The organism is Chloroflexota bacterium, from assembly GCA_014360825.1.
Classification (GTDB): Bacteria; Chloroflexota; Anaerolineae; order UBA2200; family JACIWT01; genus JACIWT01.
Genome location: JACIWT010000012.1, coordinates 19,348 through 38,418 on the forward strand (window position 1 = coordinate 19,348; position 19,071 = coordinate 38,418).

The 19,071-nt window shown below is 56.9% G+C and carries 17 protein-coding genes and 2 pseudogenes; 17 read left to right on the forward strand and 2 right to left on the reverse strand.

Annotation, left to right across the window (positions count from 1 at the left end; genetic code table 11):
• Positions 1 to 35 precede the first annotated feature (35 nt).
• Both H5T64_09170 and H5T64_09175 read left to right on the forward strand, forming a co-directional pair.
• Entirely contained in the window at positions 36 to 296 is a 261-nt protein-coding gene (locus H5T64_09170; protein ID MBC7264506.1) for a stage V sporulation protein S, read from the forward strand.
• Positions 293 to 1,126 carry a PHP domain-containing protein gene (locus tag H5T64_09175; protein ID MBC7264507.1) on the forward strand — a complete coding sequence of 278 codons (834 nt, stop codon included), beginning with the start codon at positions 293 to 295 and terminating at the stop codon, positions 1,124 to 1,126. The genes H5T64_09170 and H5T64_09175 overlap by 4 nt, the downstream gene beginning before the upstream one ends.
• Positions 1,127 to 1,165: 39 nt before the next feature.
• On the opposite strand, the gene H5T64_09180 is transcribed toward H5T64_09175, so the two are convergent.
• Both H5T64_09180 and holB read right to left on the reverse strand, forming a co-directional pair.
• Positions 1,166 to 2,089: a stage 0 sporulation family protein gene (locus H5T64_09180; GenBank protein MBC7264508.1), complete on the reverse strand. Its 924-nt coding sequence runs from the start codon at positions 2,087 to 2,089 to the stop codon at positions 1,166 to 1,168.
• 13 nt (positions 2,090 to 2,102) lie between these two features.
• Positions 2,103 to 3,077 carry a DNA polymerase III subunit delta' gene (gene holB, locus H5T64_09185; protein MBC7264509.1) on the reverse strand — a complete coding sequence of 325 codons (975 nt, stop codon included), beginning with the start codon at positions 3,075 to 3,077 and terminating at the stop codon, positions 2,103 to 2,105.
• Positions 3,078 to 3,332: 255 nt separating this feature from the next.
• Here holB and H5T64_09190 point away from each other — a divergent pair, with 255 nt between their 5' ends.
• The 15 genes and pseudogenes from H5T64_09190 (at position 3,333) to H5T64_09260 (ending at position 18,993) form a co-directional block, all read left to right on the forward strand.
• Positions 3,333 to 9,101, forward strand: a complete 5,769-nt coding sequence (locus tag H5T64_09190) for a hypothetical protein (GenBank protein MBC7264510.1) — start codon at positions 3,333 to 3,335, stop codon at positions 9,099 to 9,101.
• A gap of 26 nt (positions 9,102 to 9,127) precedes the next feature.
• Entirely contained in the window at positions 9,128 to 9,409 is a 282-nt protein-coding gene (locus H5T64_09195) for a hypothetical protein (protein ID MBC7264511.1), read from the forward strand.
• Positions 9,410 to 9,498: 89 nt separating this feature from the next.
• Positions 9,499 to 10,038 (forward strand): annotated as a pseudogene (locus H5T64_09200) (RHS repeat-associated core domain-containing protein).
• 1,029 nt (positions 10,039 to 11,067) lie between these two features.
• Positions 11,068 to 11,286, forward strand: coding sequence for a hypothetical protein (locus H5T64_09205; protein MBC7264512.1), 219 nt, complete (start codon positions 11,068 to 11,070; stop codon positions 11,284 to 11,286).
• Positions 11,283 to 12,188: a hypothetical protein gene (locus tag H5T64_09210; GenBank protein ID MBC7264513.1), complete on the forward strand. Its 906-nt coding sequence runs from the start codon at positions 11,283 to 11,285 to the stop codon at positions 12,186 to 12,188. The genes H5T64_09205 and H5T64_09210 overlap by 4 nt, the downstream gene beginning before the upstream one ends.
• Positions 12,189 to 12,347: 159 nt before the next feature.
• The gene (locus tag H5T64_09215; GenBank protein ID MBC7264514.1) at positions 12,348 to 13,580 is read left to right on the forward strand and encodes a hypothetical protein; all 1,233 of its coding nucleotides are present in this window, start codon (positions 12,348 to 12,350) and stop codon (positions 13,578 to 13,580) included.
• A gap of 34 nt (positions 13,581 to 13,614) precedes the next feature.
• Positions 13,615 to 14,214 (forward strand): hypothetical protein, encoded by a 600-nt coding sequence (locus tag H5T64_09220; protein ID MBC7264515.1) that lies wholly within the window; start codon positions 13,615 to 13,617, stop codon positions 14,212 to 14,214.
• A 35-nt stretch (positions 14,215 to 14,249) separates the two neighbouring features.
• Positions 14,250 to 14,648: a VanZ family protein gene (gene vanZ / locus H5T64_09225; protein ID MBC7264516.1), complete on the forward strand. Its 399-nt coding sequence runs from the start codon at positions 14,250 to 14,252 to the stop codon at positions 14,646 to 14,648.
• 230 nt (positions 14,649 to 14,878) lie between these two features.
• Positions 14,879 to 15,487 (forward strand): RHS repeat-associated core domain-containing protein, encoded by a 609-nt coding sequence (locus tag H5T64_09230; GenBank protein MBC7264517.1) that lies wholly within the window; start codon positions 14,879 to 14,881, stop codon positions 15,485 to 15,487.
• Positions 15,488 to 15,903: 416 nt separating this feature from the next.
• A complete protein-coding gene (locus tag H5T64_09235) occupies positions 15,904 to 16,098 on the forward strand; it encodes a hypothetical protein (protein MBC7264518.1) in 195 nt (64 codons plus the stop codon).
• 14 nt (positions 16,099 to 16,112) lie between these two features.
• Positions 16,113 to 16,448, forward strand: a complete 336-nt coding sequence (locus H5T64_09240; GenBank protein ID MBC7264519.1) for a hypothetical protein — start codon at positions 16,113 to 16,115, stop codon at positions 16,446 to 16,448.
• Complete coding sequence (locus tag H5T64_09245; GenBank protein ID MBC7264520.1) at positions 16,445 to 17,074, forward strand: hypothetical protein; 630 nt, start codon at positions 16,445 to 16,447, stop codon at positions 17,072 to 17,074. Before H5T64_09240 ends, H5T64_09245 begins: the two co-directional genes overlap by 4 nt.
• 18 nt (positions 17,075 to 17,092) lie before the next feature.
• A pseudogene (locus tag H5T64_09250) lies at positions 17,093 to 17,242 on the forward strand (RHS repeat-associated core domain-containing protein).
• A gap of 229 nt (positions 17,243 to 17,471) precedes the next feature.
• Positions 17,472 to 18,482, forward strand: coding sequence for a D-2-hydroxyacid dehydrogenase (locus tag H5T64_09255; GenBank protein ID MBC7264521.1), 1,011 nt, complete (start codon positions 17,472 to 17,474; stop codon positions 18,480 to 18,482).
• A gap of 58 nt (positions 18,483 to 18,540) precedes the next feature.
• A complete protein-coding gene (locus H5T64_09260; GenBank protein MBC7264522.1) occupies positions 18,541 to 18,993 on the forward strand; it encodes a CinA family protein in 453 nt (150 codons plus the stop codon).
• The last annotated feature ends 78 nt before the right edge of the window (positions 18,994 to 19,071 follow it).

Below are 19,071 nucleotides of genomic sequence, written 5' to 3' on the forward strand. Positions count from 1 at the left end.
CAGAACCCACTGACGCAACAGCAAAGGAGACGAAGATGGAGGTCCTCAAGGTATCGGCAAGGTCTCGTTCGACGGCAGTGGCGGGAGCCATTGCTGGCGTCATCCGAGAAACTGGGCGCGCCGAGGTGCAGGCCATTGGCGCAGGCGCAGTCAACCAAGCGGTGAAGGCTGTGGCTATAGCCCGAGGTTATCTCGCTGAAGATGGCATTGATATCATCTGCATCCCCTCGTTCACCGAAGTAACTATTGCCGACCAGGAGCGCACAGCAGTCAAACTTATCGTGGAAAAGCGATGACCGGACGGGTAGACTTACACGTACACACCACGGCGTCGGATGGGCGTTGCCGGCCGGCAGAGATAGTTTCAATGGCCGCCCAACTGGGGCTGGCCGCCGTGGCCATTACGGATCACGATACGACCGTCGGTTTGGCAGAGGCGCTGGATGCCGGTAATTCTTTTGGCATCGAAGTTATCCCCGGAGTCGAACTCAGCACAGACCTACCCGAGGGCGAGGCACACGTTTTAGGCTATTTTGTGCGCCCCAATGACTTCGCTTTTCAGCAGACGCTTCACAAACTAAGAGAGGCGCGACAAGACCGCGCCCAAGGCATCCTTCGCAGGCTGAGGAAGTTAGGATTGCCGTTAGAATGGGAAGAGGTGGTTGCTTTTGCCGGTGATGGTTCCGTCGGCCGCCCTCATATCGCCCAGGCTATGCTAACACGGGGATATGTCTCAACTATCCAAGAAGCCTTCGCGCTCTATATCGGACGACACGGCCCCGCCTATGTAGAGCGCTTCCGGCTCCCACCAGAGCAGGCGGTTTCCATGATATTAGAGGCCGGGGGGCTACCTGTTTTGGCTCATCCTATCTCGATCACGGAATGGGTACCACGGTTGGTATCCGTGGGCCTGGTCGGCCTGGAAGTGTATTACACGGGATACAGCCCTATGGAAATTGACCTCCTCATCGGCCTCGCCGAGCGGTATAGCCTCGTAGCAACGGGTGGAAGCGACTTCCACGGCGTAGAGATAATGCCTGAGGCATTATTGGGCAGCGTGGATGTGCCCTATAGCGCGGTGATAGAATTGCGCAAGCGGTGCGCCGTACCACAAAGCATATTGTGAGCCTTTTCGGAAGGGGGAACGGGTCGGAGGTTCTTTCATTTACTCTAGCCCGTTCCCTCGTGTCATTTCTTCTTCACTTGAGTCATCGGGCCGGTTCTCAGAACGCGGATGATGGGACCCTTGCGACCGTCTCCTCCGCTTAGGGAGAACGGCTGTTTCCTGTACTTCGGACTGCAGTTCTTTCGCGCTCAACTCAATTGTTGCTCCACTTTCTAGCGCCACCATCACGGTTTGCTTGATCACATTCGCGCTGGAAACCTTCCCTGGTCCATATGGGGTCATTACTACTTCCCCTACACCGGGTAAAAGGCGCTTCACCTCTTGATAAAACTCATCCTCGTAAGCCAAACAACAAAGCAATCTCCCACACATACCGGAGATTTCCGTTGGGCTCAGCGGTAAGTCCTGATGTTTGGCCATTTTTATCGAGACGGGACTAAAATCGCACAGATGCGTGATGCAACACAGTGGCCGGCCACAGGGCCCCAAACCACCGAGCAATTTGGCTTCATCACGCACACCGATCTGGCGCAACTCGATTCGCGTGCGGAAAATCCTTGCCAAATCGCGTACCAACTCCCGGAAATCCACCCGTTTCTCGGCGGTGAAAAGAAAGGTCAGTAGACTTCTGTCGAAGTTATATTCTGCCCGCACTACTTTCATAGGCAGGCCATACTCCGCCACCTTCTCCCGACAGCGCGCTAAGGCTTCCTCTTGTCGCCAGGCGTTCTGTTGCATCTGCAGCAGATCCTGAGTCGTAGCCCGGCGAATAATGGGTTTTAGTTGTCCGACGACCTCCTGGTCGGATACTTCATGGGGCGGAATCACCACTCTCCCCATTTCCTTGGCCCTCACTGTCTCCACAATGACGTACTCGCCTGCCTTCAGATCATCGAATCCTGTGGAATCGAAGAAGTAGATTTTGGTTGCGGGCCGGAAACGAACCCCCACTACGCGAGGCATGATTGACCCTCCTTTAGGCCCCTAGAGAGGGAAGGCTAAGCAACAGGGCCTCCATTGCCAACCGGGGATTGACGTTGTGCTCCAGACGGTCCGCCGTAGCACAAAGGGTTTGGATAGCACTGCGTGCTACCTTCACTCCGGTACGCTTGGCCTGCTGCCGGAGCACCATAATGCGGTCCAAGTTGGCGATATCCTCTTCCTTGCAACCCCCACTGAGCAGCATTACATCGCGCCACCAAGAAAGCCACATCTCCAGGATATCGGGCAGATTTTCCGGATGTTGGCTGAGTTGGTCCGCCATCTGCATTCGGTAAGTCCGTCCCCTCTCCAATGCATTCTCTAACATTTCCAAGTAGCGGGCTCTTCTTTCCACTAAAGCAGGATTGCTGGCGGCCATGATAGCCCAGCCAATCCGCCCTCCCGATAGATGTGCCAATAGCACAGCGGCTTCTGGCGCTACCTCCCGGGCCTCGAGAGCCTCCTGCACCTGACTGAGGGACAATGGTCGCAGGCTTAGTACTTGGCAACGGGACACCACCGTCGGTAAGAGCATCTCGATCCGAAGGGCAGTCAGGATGATAACGACTCGCGGGGGAGGCTCTTCCAGGGTCTTGAGCAGGCAGTTGGCTGCCTCGGTGGTGGCGCGGTGAAACTCCGGCAGGATGTACACGCGCCAGCGACCCTCGAAAGGAGAGAGAGACACTTCGTGTTGTAGGGCGCGCACTTGGTCAATCTTCAGCACGCTGCCCTCCGGCTCCATCAATCGCACGTCGGGGTGGACGCCGCGCTCGATCTTGCGGCACGCTAAACAGTGACCGCAGGGCACGTCACTGCCGAGGCAATTGAGCGCCTGAGCATAGTTCAGTGCCAGTGTTGTTTTTCCAATATGGGACGGCCCTACAAGCAAGTAAGCATGCGCCGGATGACCATTTTTAGCGCTATGGGATAGGAGAGCAACCGCCCACTCATGTCCCACGATGTGCCACATTGGGTTGTACTCCATTACGAAACCGATTTGTGTTAATTTTAGCCCACCCTCTATCTCGTGCCAAATGGTTCTGCCCTACCAGGACGCCAGAGCGAAGTCATTTCTTCGGGGTTCGTAGGGACTTAGATTCCTGAGAGGACGCTGCCACCTACACGACCACGAAGTTCTATGATTTCTCATGTTACAGAAACCTTTTGCCAGATCTGGCGTCGTTATGATAAGATTGTCATAAGCGAACTGCCTTGGAGGCTAGATATGGGTAGCCAAAAGACATCTGCTGAGAGATTGCTAAACTTGCTGGTCATCGCATCTCTGGTTATTACCACAGCGGGGTTCGTGCCCCTTCGTGTCGCGGCCGGAACGCAAGTAAATCAACCCGCTGCCGATCAAACCATCTCCGCGGTGGCCTCTGCCTCCGCCAGGGCCACATCACTGTCTCCATCCATGCTGCCAAAATCTCAAGGCGATCTTGCTGTCTTCCCTAGTACACCCGCTCCAACCCCCGCACCGACATCAGAGCCCATGCTCACTCCGCCGCCGGCAGACGAGGCCTATATCACCCCTGAAGGTGGCGGAGTGTTACAATCGGCGAACGGCCGCATTCGCCTGGAGTTCCCGCCCGGTGCAGTGCGCGAGCCGGCGACCGTCCGGTACGTCGAAGTCCTGGCCCAGCCGTTCACGCTCTCTACCGACACCCTGCTGAGGTTCAACCTGGAAGTGGTGGGAGGCGCCCAACCCACCGATGCGCGAGGCCACGCCCTGTTCGATCAGCCCTTGACACTGACCATCAATCTGGAGGGACTGGTGGCGGCGCAGCCCCTGTTGGCGCAGAACAAGCGCCTGGAGTTCGCCTACGTCTCAGAACGCTACGGCGAGAGGGCCACCTTGGTGGCGGTCCCTCTGACCAGTGTGGATTGGGAACGGGGACAGGTGGTCGTCGTGTTCGACCACTTTTCAGAGTGGGAGTTGATGGCTGCTGACCAACTCCCGCCGACCGACTGGATGTTCCCCACCAACCTGGGTGCGGCCGTGGACCCCTTCACCGGCTCGGCAGCGTACAACTACTCGATCGAAGTGGTGCCGGGCATCCAAGGCCTGCAGCCACAGTTAACCCTCTCCTACAGCAGTCGAACCGTGGACAACCTGCTGACCAACATCCAAGCCCCGTGGGTCGGTCTGGGCTGGTCGCTGGAGACCGTCGAGGTGGTGCGCAAGATCACTACCCACCGGGGCAGCCAGGGCATGGTCTACGGTTACGAAAACACATTCACGTTGATCTTCCAGGGGCGCTCGCAGCGCCTGGTGCGCGAGCCAGGCAGCCCGCCGGCAGGCAAACCGGCGGTATACCATGCTGAGAGCGAGGATTTCTTGCGCATCGAGCGTTACAACGCCCAGCACGGTGGCCAAAGCCCATCCAACACCTGTGGCGAGTATTGGGTGATCACGGCCCGCGATGGGACGGTGTACCGCCTGGGCTATAATGCCGACTCCGAGCAGGTGGCCAGCATGCAAGACTACAACCCCAACAACCCACCGGCGGCAGGGTATGCCGGGTCGGCCACCAACCGGGTGGCATATCGCTGGCGGCTGGATCGGGTGACGGACACCCACGCTAACTACATGACCATCTCCTACTCTGAGGAGCAGAAACAAGATCCGGTGGTCACCGGCAACCCCACCTACGACCACGCCAGTTATCTGAATGAGATACTGTACACGGGACACAACCCCGGCTTCTCACCGCCTCACAAGGTGCAGTTCGAGCGCGAGGGTCGCACCTTCGACACGAATACACCCGTCTCCTGGCTGGGTTATGAAGGTTCTCCGAACAGTAAACCCTACGCCTTGTTTGAATCCCAGCGTCTGAAGCGTATCAAGATCTACAAAGACACCACCCTGGTGCGCAAGTACGAACTCGGCTATACCTACATCGAGCATGGCAACCGCAAGAACACCTTGTTGCAAACCATCACCCAATATGGGTTGAGCGGGTTGTCTCTGCCGACAGTGACTCTGACTTACCAGGGCTATGAGAACCGGAACCCTGGCGGCGAAGGCGACTGGTTCGTTTACGACCGGCTGATTACGGTTACCAACGGCTATGGCGGGAGTGTCGGGTTCAGTTACGCCTACTTCGGGCATTGCGAGTTCGGCTGTGGACGCTACTACCGCGTCTCGGAGATGCGCACCCTGAATGGCCAGGGTAACACGGCCAAGGTGCAATACACCTACCAGACCCCAACGTGGAACAACTTTGCCCCAGACGATTATGACACTTTCTGGGGCCATGACGTGGCGACGGAAACCGTCTTGGCCTATAACCTGACCACGCTTTCCCAAACTATCTACGACTTCAACGTGGCTACCATCGAACGGAGGGGGCGCCCCGAGAGCGTCAAGGTAAAAGACAGTAGCGGGGCAGTGAGGCAGACGACAACCTACACTTACTACCAGGAGTACACCGTATCACCGCAATCTGACCAGTACTGGCGTTTCGCCGCTTTCGTAGCCCCCAGCGAAGTGGTAGTCTATCCGAACGATGGGTCCTCGGTGTACAAGAAGACCAAGCACTACTATGAAGCCAGTTCGCAAGGTGGGAAACAGTACGGCAATCTGACCCAACTGGAAGAGTACAGCGGCACCGTCGCAGTGCGTAAGACGTGGTGGCGCTTTTACCCCGATGCAGATTACTGGATCATCAACAAGCCTGGCTTCACCAACGTCTACACCTGGACGGGCAGCACCTGGCTGTGGGAGTCCTCGACACAGTATTGCTACGACGATAGTTGGTACTATGCCAACCCCATTGGCTCCACCAACTACGGCGGCAACGGCAGTCACAAGGGCGAGTTGACCCTGGTGCGCCGCAACACCGGCGAGACCTATTCGCAGGGCGGCCGCACCTATTACAAGATGGTGGACACCGTCTATGATTACGACGTCTATGGCAACCAGATCAATATCATAGAGTACAACTCCTACGGCAGCCTCTCCGATGGCACACCCCCGCTGGGTGCGGTGGCCAGCCAGAACCCCCGCCCCATTACCATCACCTATGAGAGCACCTACCACACTTACCCCAGTCAGGTGACCAATGCCAAAGGCCACACGGCCACTTATATCCATAACGCTGGTTTTGGCACCCTGACACATGTAACCGACCCGAACAACGACGAGGTAGACTATGAGTACGACGAATTCGGCCGGCTGAAGAAGGTATGGCGCCCCGGCGACGACAAAGACCTGGGCCATGCCGCCACCTCCGAGTACACCTACACCGACAGTTACCCCTTCCGCGTCTATGTGAAACAGCGCGATGACCTGGGTGGGGGCGGTACGGCCACTTATTATGAGACCTGGTCCTTCTACAACGGCCTGGGGCAGTTGATCCAGACCCAGAAAGAGGCGGTGGGCGGGATCATTGTGGCCGACACGGCCTACGACTCCCGTGGGCTGACGGAGAAGATCGGCCTGCCCCGCGCCAGCACCGGGGGCGGCAGTTACAAGACGCCCAATTGGACCGGCGCCACCACCAACCAATACGATTGCCTGGGCCGGCTTACTCTGGTAACCTATCCCGATGGCCGCACCGTCTCACGCAGTTACACCAACTGGACCACAGCGGTCATTGATGAAAACAGCCACAAGAAAGAGTTCGAGAACGATGCCCTGGGCCGGCTGATCCGTGTGCGCGAGTATACCGGCACCAACCCGTACACCCTATACGCCACCACCATTTACGCCTACAACAGCCTGGATCAGTTGATCCATCTCTGGGATAACGCCAGTAACCACACCGGGATCACCTATAACAAACTGGGGCAAAAGACAGCCATGGGCGACCCCGACATGGGCAACTGGGCCTATGCTTACGACCCCATCGGCACGCTGGCCAGCCAGAGCGACGCCAAGGGCCAGACCATCGCCTTCTTCTACGACGAACTGAATCGCCTCCTGCGCAAGGAATACCCCGCGGGCACAGTCCTGGCCAGCTTCACTTACGATGACACGACGGGAGGTAACAAGGGCAGGGGCCGGCGGACGGGGATGAGTTATAGCGGAGGCGGCTCGGCCTCCTATATCTATGACGGCCGGGGTCGCCTGACCAAAGAGACCGACGTCATCCCGGGCCCGGGAGGCGGCACTTTCGTCACCCAGTGGACCTACAACGATATGGATCGGGTGCGGACAACGGTGTATCCAGGTGGAAACGGCGGGCAGACTGGAGAGACGGTAACTTTCACCTACGGAGCCGATAGTTGGCTGAAGAGCGCGGTTGGCACCAACACTTACGTGGGCGACACCACCTACAACGCGCTGGGGCAAGTGGAACTGAGAAAACTGGGTAGCGCCGCCACCCCTGTGCTGACCACCGACTACATCTATCGCACAGACAATTTCCGTTTGCAATGGATCAAGACCGGCCAGAGCAGCCCCTTCGAGGGGTTGCAGAAACTGGAGTACACCTACGATGCGGCGGGGAACGTCCTGACCATCAAAGACTACAACGCCGGCGGCACCCAGACCCAGAGTTTCGTTTACGACGCGCTGGACCGGGTGACCACGGCTACCGCGAGCGGGGGGACGGGGGGCCTCTACAGCGAGGGGTACACCTACAACCCCATCGGCAACCTGCTGAGCAAAGGCGGGGTGAACTACACCTATGGCTCCAGCAAGCCCCATGCGGTGACCGCGGCTGGTTCTAACTCCTACGCCTACGACGCCAACGGCAACACGATCACGCGCACAGTGGGCAGCGACACCTACGCCCTGACGTACGACGCAGAGAACCGCCTGACGCAGGTGAAGAAGAACGGGGGCGCCATCGCCGCCTTCGTCTACGACGGCGACGGGGTGCGGGTGAAGGCCATGGTCAACGGCACGACCACCGCCTACATTGGGGACTACTACGAGCAGACGGGGAGCACCATCCGCAAATACTACTACGCCAATGGCCAGCGGGTGGCCATGCAGGAGAACAGCACCCTCTACTGGCTCTTGACGGACCACCTGGGCTCCACCGCCATCACCGCCAACTCGAGCGGCAGCAAGTACGGCGAGTTGCGCTACAGGGCCTATGGCGAGACCCGCTACACCTGGGGCACCACGCCCACCACCTATCGCTTTACCGGCCAGCGGGAAGAGAGTACAATAGGGCTGTACTTTTACAATGCCAGATGGTATGACCCGGCCTTGGGGCGATTTGTGCAGGCGGATACCCTCGTGCCGGAGCCGGGGAACCCGCAGGCGCTCAACCGCTACTCGTACGTGCTGAACAATCCGCTGCGGTATACGGATCCCACTGGTCTCTTCTCAGAGGAAGAGATTATGAAGCACCTAGAGGTGGATACCTGGGAGGAAGTGCTGGCCTTCTTCAGAGCCGGAGGATTGCTGGCGGGAAGGTGGGGTTGGCTCGCAGTTCTGCGCCAAGCGCAGTTGGGAGATGAGGTCCAGTTCCTGGAGGGCTATGCTGGCTTCTGGCCTGCGCCGGGACCTGGGGGAAGGGTTGCCTCGCGCGGCATTTTCGTGGAATCGAATGGTTCGCTCTACATCCGGGGCGCTGAAGGCGGCCTGATAGCGGCAAATGAGGCAGCGAAGGTGGGTAATGCCTATCTGCTGGCCAGGCCGTCGTCGGACTATAGGTTGCCGATGGTGTTCGGGCCGTACTATGCTGAAAGAATGTACCCGCATCATTACCAACTTGACCCGGGAAGGGTGGATTGGGTTGGGGCTGGTCTTGATGCTGGAGGAATTGCTGCCGACGCGCTCACCTATGGAGCAGGGGGCAGGCTTGTTAATGTAGCCGAAATCGCTGTAGCTGGCAGACAGATTGGAGATGCTCTCGATGTAGTGAGCTTGGTGAGGAGTGGATACCCGTTTGCGAGGGGGACTCTGAGGGGAGGGCTCTCTTACGCTCAAGTCAGAGACTTCTCTCTGGATACAGCCGCACTTTGGATTCCGTTTGTGCCTGATTTCGTGAGTCTGGTGGCGAATTTCCGTGAGGCTTCCTATCCAGTGCCTTAGGCAAAACAAGACCGAGAGGTTGACCGATGACCGATGATTGGGCTTGCATCTTCGCTGTAGAGGTGTTGATGAGTTTGGCTCTTATCTTGTGGAGCTTGCGAATCTGGCTTAAACCTAGTTCCTTGAGTCCAGACTCCTTCATGTACCGCTATTTCTATGTTAGGTGGCGTGCTTGGCGGGGAGCGAGTGGGGTGGAGTCTGAGAAACTCACCGAGAGGCAAATAAGATACTTCGGCATAGGAGGGGTGATTGTGGGGATTGTCGGGATTGCGGTGGTGATAATGGGATTAGCGCTGGGTAGACCGTGACGTCTTTTATGCTTGCGCGCTGGCGAGGCATAACTACGCGCACTTGTGGGGCATATGTGCTGAGCCTTACGACGCCGAGAGCTGGCCTCATCCATGTAAAAAGCGCTGCGACGGCCACCTTCGTCTACGACGGCGACGGGGTGCGGGTTAAGGCCATGGTCAACGGCGTGACCACCGCCTACGTTGGGGACTACTACGAGCAGACGGGGAGCACCATCCGCATGTAAGGGCGTACGGCCGTACGCCCCTACGCCAATGGCCAGCGGGTGGCCATGCAGCAGAACAGCACCCTGTACTGGCTGCTGACCGACCACCTGGGCTCCACCGCCATCACTGCTAACTCGAGCGGTAGCAAGTCCGGCGAACTGCGCTACAGGGCCTATGGGGAGACCCGCTACACCTGGGGCACCACGCCCACCACCTTCCGTTTCACCGGCCAGCGGGAAGAGAATACAATTGGGCTGTACTTTTACAATGCCAGATGGTACGACCCGGCGCTGGGGCGGTTCGTGCAGGCGGACAGCATCGTGCCTGAGCCAGGGAACCCGCAGAGCCTGAACCGGTATTCGTACGTGCTCAACAACCCGCTGCGGTATGTGGACCCGAGTGGGCACTATACCTTTGAAGAAGATCCAGATGACCCCTGGATCTACCGAGAATGGGATCCACGCGTCCGCTCTCGGTACTGGTACACCCACCCCGCAGTGCAGTTAAGGACTGTGAGCGATGCTGAAGTCCTTGCCGCAATAACATCCCCCCTCTGGGGGGCCGCCGGGGCGGTGCTTGTGGACGCGGCGCTGACGGAGGTGGCTCTACCTGCGGCGAAGACGGTCGCGGGCCAGGCAGTGGCCCGCCTTGCACCGTTGGCACAACAGGTGTGGGAGAGAGGCAAAGAGGCTATTCGTCTGGCACGACCAGATGGAGTACGATGGGGACCACATACGGGCGCCGGCCCTCTTGGTGAGGAGATCGCCAAACTGTTCCGTGGGGGCAGCTACACTGAACTCAAGCTTAATGTAGAAACAACGCTGTACCGCGTCTGGGGTGGGAGTTCTCCAGAATTAGGTCCCTGGTGGAGCCGAACCCCTCCGGCAGGTCCTCTCCAGGCAAAGATTGACCTGGCTTTGCCGTCCGGCAACACCGCGCTGAATGTAGTAAAAATCCAAGTGCCCGCAGGAACAACGATCTATGAAGGGTTTGCGGAGCGGCTTGGAGGACTCTTGGGCGGTGGAAACCAAGTATTCATTCCGTGGGTTGATCCTAGTTGGGTGGTGAGAACATGGTAGATAAAAAAGTCATCAAGATGATTTCACATTGGTTTCAGATCGCTAGAGGTTGTAGCCTGTTACTGCCTGACGGGTGGTTTGGCGGACGTCCTCATGAAGGCCAACACACACTCACATACTTGGAGGTCCGTCCTCACAAGCTACTCATGGAGCTAGATGAGCAGCTTCTCCTGATATTTACAGAAATTGCCACGGTTCGCATTGAGAATTCGGATCTAGTTCTGACAGACTTCCAGCAATTCGTTTTCGATTGGCAGGGGTATGGAGACCTTTTGCCACACGTGGCAGTGTACAGACAAGGTACAGTAAAACTTGTTCCGCCGATAGGCACGACTATTAAGGACACCATATAGCCCATCGGAGCGGTTCGGCTTGGCCCCGGACGATATCCTTTCAGTTCGACTGGACAAAATCTTCCACCAGCAAGAGGTCACCGCCCGGCTGTTCCACGAACTACCTACTTATCCATCCCGGGCATTCTCGCCTCAAGTAATCTGGAACGCCTACACCCGGGTGTATGGCAGACAACTGGGTCGCTGGGACTGGCTGGAGGCCATTTGGCCCTATTTTGAAAGATGGGGGGTGCGATGAAACGCATCACCCACATCGGGATCTGGTGGGACCCTCGTAAGCCCCCTGAGGAATTGGAGAAAGACAAAACACGCATTGCAGAGATCCTTAGGCGGATGGGGATGGGATCTCTGTTTCATCCAGAGCAGCATTTCTATGATTTTCACCTGGAGGCAGGGTCGAAGGCTCTGGAGACTTTGGTGGAGGAACTTCAGACAACGCCTCATTTAGCAGACTCACATATTTGGGTTGAGACTCGCTATACTCGCCAAGAACTGGAATCTGCCGCCATGCTTATCTGGGGGCCAACCAATCAGGCTATTGAAGATGACTACTACGATTTTTCTGCCGAGGGCGAGGAGCACAGAGATTTGTACAAATACTGTCCGGCTTGCGGGGCACCGATCGGACAAATCCGTGATTTCATCGCCCACAAGGCCCTGATGCGAGGGAAAGAGGTCTCGTTGACCTACTCGAATCAAGTGATTCTGTCCGAACGGGTAGGGCACCTCCTGCAAGAACATAGCTTGACTGGTTTCGAACTGCGGCCGGTGCGCCACTACAAGAAGCCCTACAAGGGAGAACCCACCCTATATCAGCTTAAGGTCACAAACATGCTGCCCCCGATGGCCTCGCCCCCCACCGAGTTTGAGCGAATTCAGCACTGTGAGGTTTGCGGTACCACGACCCGGTATCTCAAGCACACGCACTTTTGGGGGAAGATTCAATACTACGAGGATACAGACATTTATTATCCCAAGGGCGTGCTGGAGGTAGTCAAGGACTTTAACTACACCGCCGAGAAGTTCGAAGAGCTACGGGTTGCACATCCATATGTGATCATTACCCAACGAGTGTATCGCCTGTTGCATGAGCACAAGGTGAAGAACTGGGCAGCGGTGCCGGTGTATCTGGTGGATTAGCGCGATGAACTCGATCAAGATAGCCTTTATTGTCTTGCTACGCGTTGCTTTGGCGGCCAACTTGTTGGTCGGTGCCAGCTTGTCCCACTCTTCTGTCATCGCCACGTCAGCGGCGTAGCCGAAGCCTACGACGCCAATGGCAACACAATCACGCGCACGGTGGGCAGCGACACCTACGTCTCCTCGTACGACGTCGAGAACCGCCTGACGCAAGTGAAGAAGAACGGGGCCGTCATCGCCACCTTCGTCTACGACGGCGACGGGGTGCGGGTGAAGGCCATGGTCAACGGCACGACCACCGCCTACGTCGGGGACTACTACGAGCAGACGGGGAGCACCATCCGCAAATACTACTACGCCAATGGCCAGCGGGTGGCCATGCAGCAGAACAGCACCCTGTACTGGCTGCTGACCGACCACCTGGGCTCCACCGCCATCACTGCTAACTCGAGCGGTAGCAAGTCCGGCGAACTGCGCTACAGGGCCTATGGGGAGACCCGCTACACCTGGGGCACCACGCCCACCACCTTCCGTTTCACCGGCCAGCGGGAAGAGAATACAATAGGGCTGTACTTTTACCATGCCCGATGGTATGACCCGGCCTTGGGGCGATTTGTGCAGGCGGATACCATTGTGCCGGAGCCGGGGAACCCGCAGAGCCTGAACCGGTACTCGTACGTGCTCAACAACCCGGTGCGGTATACCGACCCGAGTGGGCACTGGGTGCCTGTGGATGAGGACGAATACGGAAGACCAACAAGAAGGCCTTATGTGCCGCCAGTAGTTATATATATCCACAGGGAAATGGTGACCAATGTGCAGGGTAGGATTATGAAGTTGCTCCAGTCTTTGAACCAGGCGTGCTACAGTTGTGCCTGGGACGATGTGCCTGACTGGATGCCTGGGGTCGGAGAGGGGCGAAGGAACGCAGCTATTGCTGATACAGCCGCAAAGACAGAAGCATTTGCGATCTTCGGCTGGATGGTACGCCAGGAAGGTCCTTGGGACCCCAAGCCCCACATTGGTCGGGATTACGGCACCTCCCAACGAATTGGGGACGCCTGGTACTACTACGATATCTGGGGGAACATGATGTTTGGCTACCTGGGAACGGCAGCCGGTTTCTCCGAATCCGAACTGCTGGAGGGCGCAGGCCTGGAGCAGATCGGCTCCAGTATGGGATACGCCATACGCGAGCGGAAATCCAGTTACCTGCCAAGGCGAGAGCCAGGAGTTAGTGGACTGCGTGCCTGGGATGATCCTGTTGATCAAGTCACAACCCAGATTGGTATCAACTTGTGGAATGCCTACAGTCTCAACGTCACCCCGATGGACATCATCCAGGCAATTAAGGCAGAACCGAGAATCCCCACGAAAGATGAGCCGTGGTGATGAATCAGCAGAGACCGCGAAATGGGAGGTAGAGATGAAAAAGCGTACCCTTGGCTGCGTTGGTTTGCTATTCGCTTGCGTGGCTCTGATGTTCTTCTACATCGTGATATATGGCAGGCCAAAGACGAGAGCACAGCCGGTGAATATGTACGATCTTATGGTAGACGTGTCAGCCTTTCCCCAGGGATGGGATGTGGAGTTTGGACCCTCTCACCCTCCGCCAAGGAAACACCTCAGAGGGGAGAGTGAGGGCTTGTATGTGCAGTTTGCGAGGGGCTTTGACCATGGCGCAATGCACATAGTTTGCAGATATACAAACGATCTAACAGCAACGGTTTCCTTTTACGTGGACAATGAGTTCCCCAATCTGAGAGAGGCTATGATAACCCCGTGGGCAGTGCCTGAAGGATGGTCATACGAGAGTCCGGTTGCTGACCGCTTCAAGTTCGCCTGTGCTGAGCTTGAAATATTAGGGCGATTCCGGAGTTGCTCAGCGGTCGCTCAATATGGTGAGTACATCTCTGTCTTCAGAAGCAAAGTATCTCCTGAGTACATGACGCTACAAGACTTGGAACGCATTCTCAAGGCCATTGACGAGCGCATGGCTCAGCACCTGAAAGGCAATAGCCGGTAAGCATGAACTTATCAAGCAAGGGCAAGGAGTGTCCTATGCGGAGGAAGCTTCTCTTGATCGGCTGGATCATCGGCATTCTATTCCCCTTTGGGTGGCTCACCTCGTATTCTGACACCTATCGCCAAGTGTTCGATATGATCTTCAGTCCTCTGTGGGTTCACATCCTGATGCACACTCTGCTCTACCTGGTGTTGGCCTATCTCCTGACCTGCTTACTGTTGAGGGGCCGTTCTGCACAGATGAGCCTATACCACCTCGGCCTGTTGCTTTTAGTGATTTTCATCATCGCCCTGCTGCAAGAAGGTTTTCAACTGCTCTACCAAGGGAGGCTGCCGGGTGCCGATGAGTGGCTGGACATGGGTGTTGATTTGGTCGGGGGTTCATTGGGGCTTCTGATGTTTTGTGTACGAGTGAGAAGGATATCTCAGCGGTAGGTCGAGAACTGCTAATAGGCGTTGTCTGCGGCGCACGATGAATGTTCAAGTAGACGAGTCCGATAGTGATGTTGTGCCAACTTGCCCCTGACCGGCCTCAGTCGGGGTCTGGTGTTTGATGTGCTCTTTGACAATCTGAGAAGTATCCTGCATCTATACCTTCCGCTAAGGTGACCACAGCGGTGCTGTGGGTGACCAAGTACTACTACGCCAACGGCCGGCGGGTGGCCATGCGCACGCCCTCCGGCGTCAGCTACATCCATGCTGACCACCCTTCGGCTTCGCTCAGGGCAGGCCTGGGGAGCACGGCAGTCATCAGCGGGGCGCAGAGTGGCAACATCAGGTACTACCCGTACGGGACCACACGCAGCGGCGCTGTGGCCACCGCCTACAAGTTCACCGGGCAACGGTTGGATGACAGCACAGGGCTGTACTTCTATGGAGCCCGCTACTACGACGCGGCCCTGGGGCGGTTCATCCAGGCAGATACCATCGTGCCGCAGCCGGGGAACCCCCAGGCGCTGAACCGGTACTCGTATGTGCTGAATAATCCGCTGCGGTATGTGGACCCTACTGGTCGTCGGTATGAGCAGAGCGCCGGGTACGTATTCGATCCCAATTACTGGCGGGACCTCCTACTCTGGTTCGTTCGCGAGGCCAACCGCAATGCCCGGCTCCCGGAAGTGCAAATCATGCGTCTCAACAATGTAGTGGGCAACTTAGGCCCACCTGGTGCTGGCAGCAAAGCTCTGGCTGGCGGTATGTTCTATCAGTTGGTCCGGGACAGCGGCCCATGGGATTTCAAGGACGAGACTGAAGATAAAAGGAAAGGAGGCTGAAGAAGATGCAAAGAGCCTTGCTGATAGGGACATTAGTAATGCTGTGCGCATTCGCAGGGGGGTGTGATGTTTTTACTACCCCTCCGCCCCGAGATTGCGCAATAAGCAGTCTAGTTATAGATGAAACAGTTTTCCCCCCTGGCACAGTGGCTGATCTCCTGGTATCGCCCTTGCCAGGAGGACCGATCCCCAAAACGGCTTTTGAATCCGCTGGGCGTAGCTTCCACTACTCACGCACCTTTGGGATCACTACACACAACGTTTATCGCTACAAATCAGCAAATAGGGCAGCCGACGAGTTCGCGCGACGTAGAAAACTTGAATTTTCGGAGGGAGAGAACAGAGGACCTTGGAAGAAGCCAAGTGATCTTACTTATGAAAGCCCCATCGCTGACCAATTCTGTGTGGCTTGTGGCATGGATGGTAGCTTTTACACTTGCGTGATGGTTGCCCAATATGAAGAGTATTTCGTGCGGCTAAATGTCCACATGTCTCCTGACACCATGACCTTCCAGGATCTGGAGCGCGTGCTCTGGGCTGTTGACGAGCGCATGGCCTACTGCCTGAACAAGCCGCTGCCAACGGCACCAGCCGGAACCGCCACGCCATAGCCATAAGGCCAGGTTTGCGCGCAGGAGAACATCGCTCCTTTGACACGTGGTCGAACATCCACTATGGTTATGTTGGCATAGCAGCGGGCTTCTCGGCTGATGCTCTGCTTGATGGCGCAGGGCTGGAACAGTTCGGCTCGGATATTCTCGCTTACCGAAAATGGCCTCAGGCTGTTCCGGGAGTCAGCGGGGTGCGACGATTTGATCAGCTATATGATCAGGCAGCGATCCAGGTCGGCGTTGATCTGTGGAAGACCTATAGCCTGGCAGTAAAACCGGAGGATATCGTCTGGGCGATACAAACTGTGCCTGGTCTCGATAGACGGCCGGCACAAGGAGGGCATCTATGAAGAAGATAACTTTGGGCTGCTTGGTTTTGCTGCTTTTGGTCTGTGGGCTGCCGGTAACCCTTTGGGCCCTGCCTTCACTACTGCCACCTACCGTAAGAACACCCCCAGTGGATATGCGTGACTTGATGGTAGATGCGACTCCCTTTCCCCCAGACTGGCGTGTGGTGCGCGGGCCAGAGCCACAACCCGAAAGATCGAGTTTGGATTGGGGAGATGAGAATCTATCTGTGGGCTTACAGCCCACTGGTGATAGAGGTTTTGCGTCTCACTACGTTTTCAAGTTCCGCAACGAAGCTGCGGCTATGTACGGTCACTTTTGGATTCTAAGACAGGGGGTATTGTTTCCTTCCCACCGGGAATCGAAGATCCCCGCTGAATGGACCTACCGCAGTCCGATTGCCGATGATTGGCGCTTTGCCTGTGTAGATTATGGGCAAGGCAAGCGAATGTGGTGTGCTGCTATGGCACGGTATGATGAGTATATCTCCGTACTTAATACCACCGTGTCCTCTGAGTATATGACCCTAAAAGACCTGGAGGGTATTTTGAGGGCCATTGATGAACGCATGGCTCAATGCCTGGGCAAGCTGCTGCCAACGGCACCAGCTGGAACCGCCACGCCATAGCCATAAGGCCAGGCTTGCGTGCAGGAGAACACCACGCCCACTACATATCGCTTTACCGGCCAGCGGGAAGAGAATACAATTGGGCTGTACTTTTACAATGCCAGATGGTATGACCCGGCCTTGGGGCGATTTGTGCAGGCGGATACGATTGTGCCTGAGCCGGGCAACCCGCAGGCGCTGAACCGATGTATATGTTTTGAATATCACTGCACAGGACCCCTAACTATATCCCGAGTGCCTTAACCCTCGCTAACGCCCATACCGCTTATCGCACTCCTGATGGCGTCTCCACTTCATTGTGTTCTCTCAATATGCAATGCCTCTGGTCTTCTCCTTGCGGGGAAGACCACGTTGGTGCTATACTCTAAGTGATATCGAGAACGGGAGAGCATTTTATATGGATGAGGTCAAAGTCTTGAGCGTCATGCGGCTGAGCGAAGAGAACCTAGAAACCCTGCGCCAAGTCTCACCGCAACTGAATATCTCGCAGATTACATGCCACAAGCCAGAGGAAATGGATCCCCTCCTGGACGAAGTGGAAGTGCTCTACACTTACTATGCGGACTTCGATCCTGCCCTGGCCCCGCGCCTCAAATGGATACAACTCTCCAGCGCGGGGGTAGACCACCTCTTAGATAAGCCCGTGATGGCCTCAGACATCCTCATCACCACCACAAGTGGTATCCATGCCATTCCTATCGCCGAATATGTTTTCGCCTCGGTACTGAATTTCTGGCGGCAATTCCCGCGCCTCCTAGGATACCAGGTCCGGCACGAATGGCCTCATGGACGCTGGGATGAGTTCCGGGGCGAAGAACTGCGAGGCAAAACGATGGGCATCGTCGGTTACGGCAGCATCGGGCGCGAGGTAGGTCGGTTAGCGAAGTGCTTCGGGATGCGTGTACTGGCCCTCAAACGCGCTCCCTCCAAGCGGGCCGACCCGGGCCATATTGTGGCGGGAGCAGGCGACCCGGCTGGCACCATACCTGACGCGATTTACGCCCCTGAGGAGTTGTGCGAAATGGTGGCGCAGTGCGACGTTGTGGTCATCTGCTTACCCCTGACAGCGGAGACCAAGGGGTTTGTCGGCAAAGAAGCCTTGCGCGCCATGAAACCCGCTGCCTACCTGGTGAATGTCTCTCGCGGCGACGTGGTGGACGAAGAAGCCCTGGTGCGAGCCCTGCGTGAAAGATGGATCGCTGGGGCCGGGCTCGACGTGTTCCACCAGGAGCCACTGCCGCCAGATCACCCGCTCTACGACTTGGAGAACGTCATCTTGACGCCACATATCTCTGCTGTCACCCACGCATACGACGACCGGGCGACCGCGCTTTTCGCGGAGAACCTCCGCCGTTATCTCCATGGAGAGGAGTTGCTGAACGTTGTGGATCGGGAGCGAGGATACTGAATCTGGGCTAAAGTACGATGACCGGCCAACGGACGAACTGGCTGCCCTGGCGGGCCATATGCTGCGCGCGGCGCGGCTCACTCTGGCCGTGGCTGAATCCTGTACAGGTGGGCTCTTGGCCCATCATATCACCAATGTCCCGGGCAGTTCGAACTATTTCCTTGGCGGAGTCATCGCTTACTCCAACGAGGTCAAAGTACGATTGTTGGGCGTGCCTGTTGAAACGATCGAGCAGCATAGCGCTGTCAGTTGGCAAACGGCACTGGCGATGGCGCGGGGAGTGCGTCAACGGCTCGGGGCCGATGTGGCCCTTTCGATCACAGGTATTGCTGGCCCGACCGGGGGCACGCCCGAGAAACCCGTCGGCCTGGTGTATCTTGGTTTAGCGGCGGACGATGCCGAACGCTGGGAAGAGCACCGCTGGTCCGGCACCAGGTTGGAGAACAAGGAATTTTCCGTGAGAGCAGCGCTAATAATGCTGCTGGCTTATCTGGAAAAGCGATTTTCCTGAAATGCACTATCAGTGATATATCTCGTTTCTAAACCCGCTACTTTTCGCTAGTCTGAGAGCGGCATACGAAAAAATTCT

What these genes read in the sequence shown, in the direction of transcription:
- H5T64_09245 (MBC7264520.1), top strand. Translation starts at nt 16,445, where the DNA reads ATGAAGAAGATAACTTTGGGCTGCTTGGTTTTGCTGCTTTTGGTCTGT.
- H5T64_09235 (MBC7264518.1), top strand. Translation starts at nt 15,904, where the DNA reads ATGGATGGTAGCTTTTACACTTGCGTGATGGTTGCCCAATATGAAGAG.
- H5T64_09255 (MBC7264521.1), top strand. Translation starts at nt 17,472, where the DNA reads ATGGATGAGGTCAAAGTCTTGAGCGTCATGCGGCTGAGCGAAGAGAAC.
- H5T64_09170 (MBC7264506.1), top strand. Translation starts at nt 36, where the DNA reads ATGGAGGTCCTCAAGGTATCGGCAAGGTCTCGTTCGACGGCAGTGGCG.
- H5T64_09210 (MBC7264513.1), top strand. Translation starts at nt 11,283, where the DNA reads ATGAAACGCATCACCCACATCGGGATCTGGTGGGACCCTCGTAAGCCC.
- H5T64_09175 (MBC7264507.1), top strand. Translation starts at nt 293, where the DNA reads ATGACCGGACGGGTAGACTTACACGTACACACCACGGCGTCGGATGGG.
- H5T64_09195 (MBC7264511.1), top strand. Translation starts at nt 9,128, where the DNA reads ATGACCGATGATTGGGCTTGCATCTTCGCTGTAGAGGTGTTGATGAGT.
- H5T64_09230 (MBC7264517.1), top strand. Translation starts at nt 14,879, where the DNA reads ATGCGCACGCCCTCCGGCGTCAGCTACATCCATGCTGACCACCCTTCG.
- H5T64_09260 (MBC7264522.1), top strand. Translation starts at nt 18,541, where the DNA reads ATGCTGCGCGCGGCGCGGCTCACTCTGGCCGTGGCTGAATCCTGTACA.
- holB (MBC7264509.1), bottom strand. Translation starts at nt 3,077, where the DNA reads ATGTGGCACATCGTGGGACATGAGTGGGCGGTTGCTCTCCTATCCCAT.
- vanZ (MBC7264516.1), top strand. Translation starts at nt 14,250, where the DNA reads ATGCGGAGGAAGCTTCTCTTGATCGGCTGGATCATCGGCATTCTATTC.
- H5T64_09220 (MBC7264515.1), top strand. Translation starts at nt 13,615, where the DNA reads ATGAAAAAGCGTACCCTTGGCTGCGTTGGTTTGCTATTCGCTTGCGTG.
- H5T64_09190 (MBC7264510.1), top strand. Translation starts at nt 3,333, where the DNA reads ATGGGTAGCCAAAAGACATCTGCTGAGAGATTGCTAAACTTGCTGGTC.
- H5T64_09180 (MBC7264508.1), bottom strand. Translation starts at nt 2,089, where the DNA reads ATGCCTCGCGTAGTGGGGGTTCGTTTCCGGCCCGCAACCAAAATCTAC.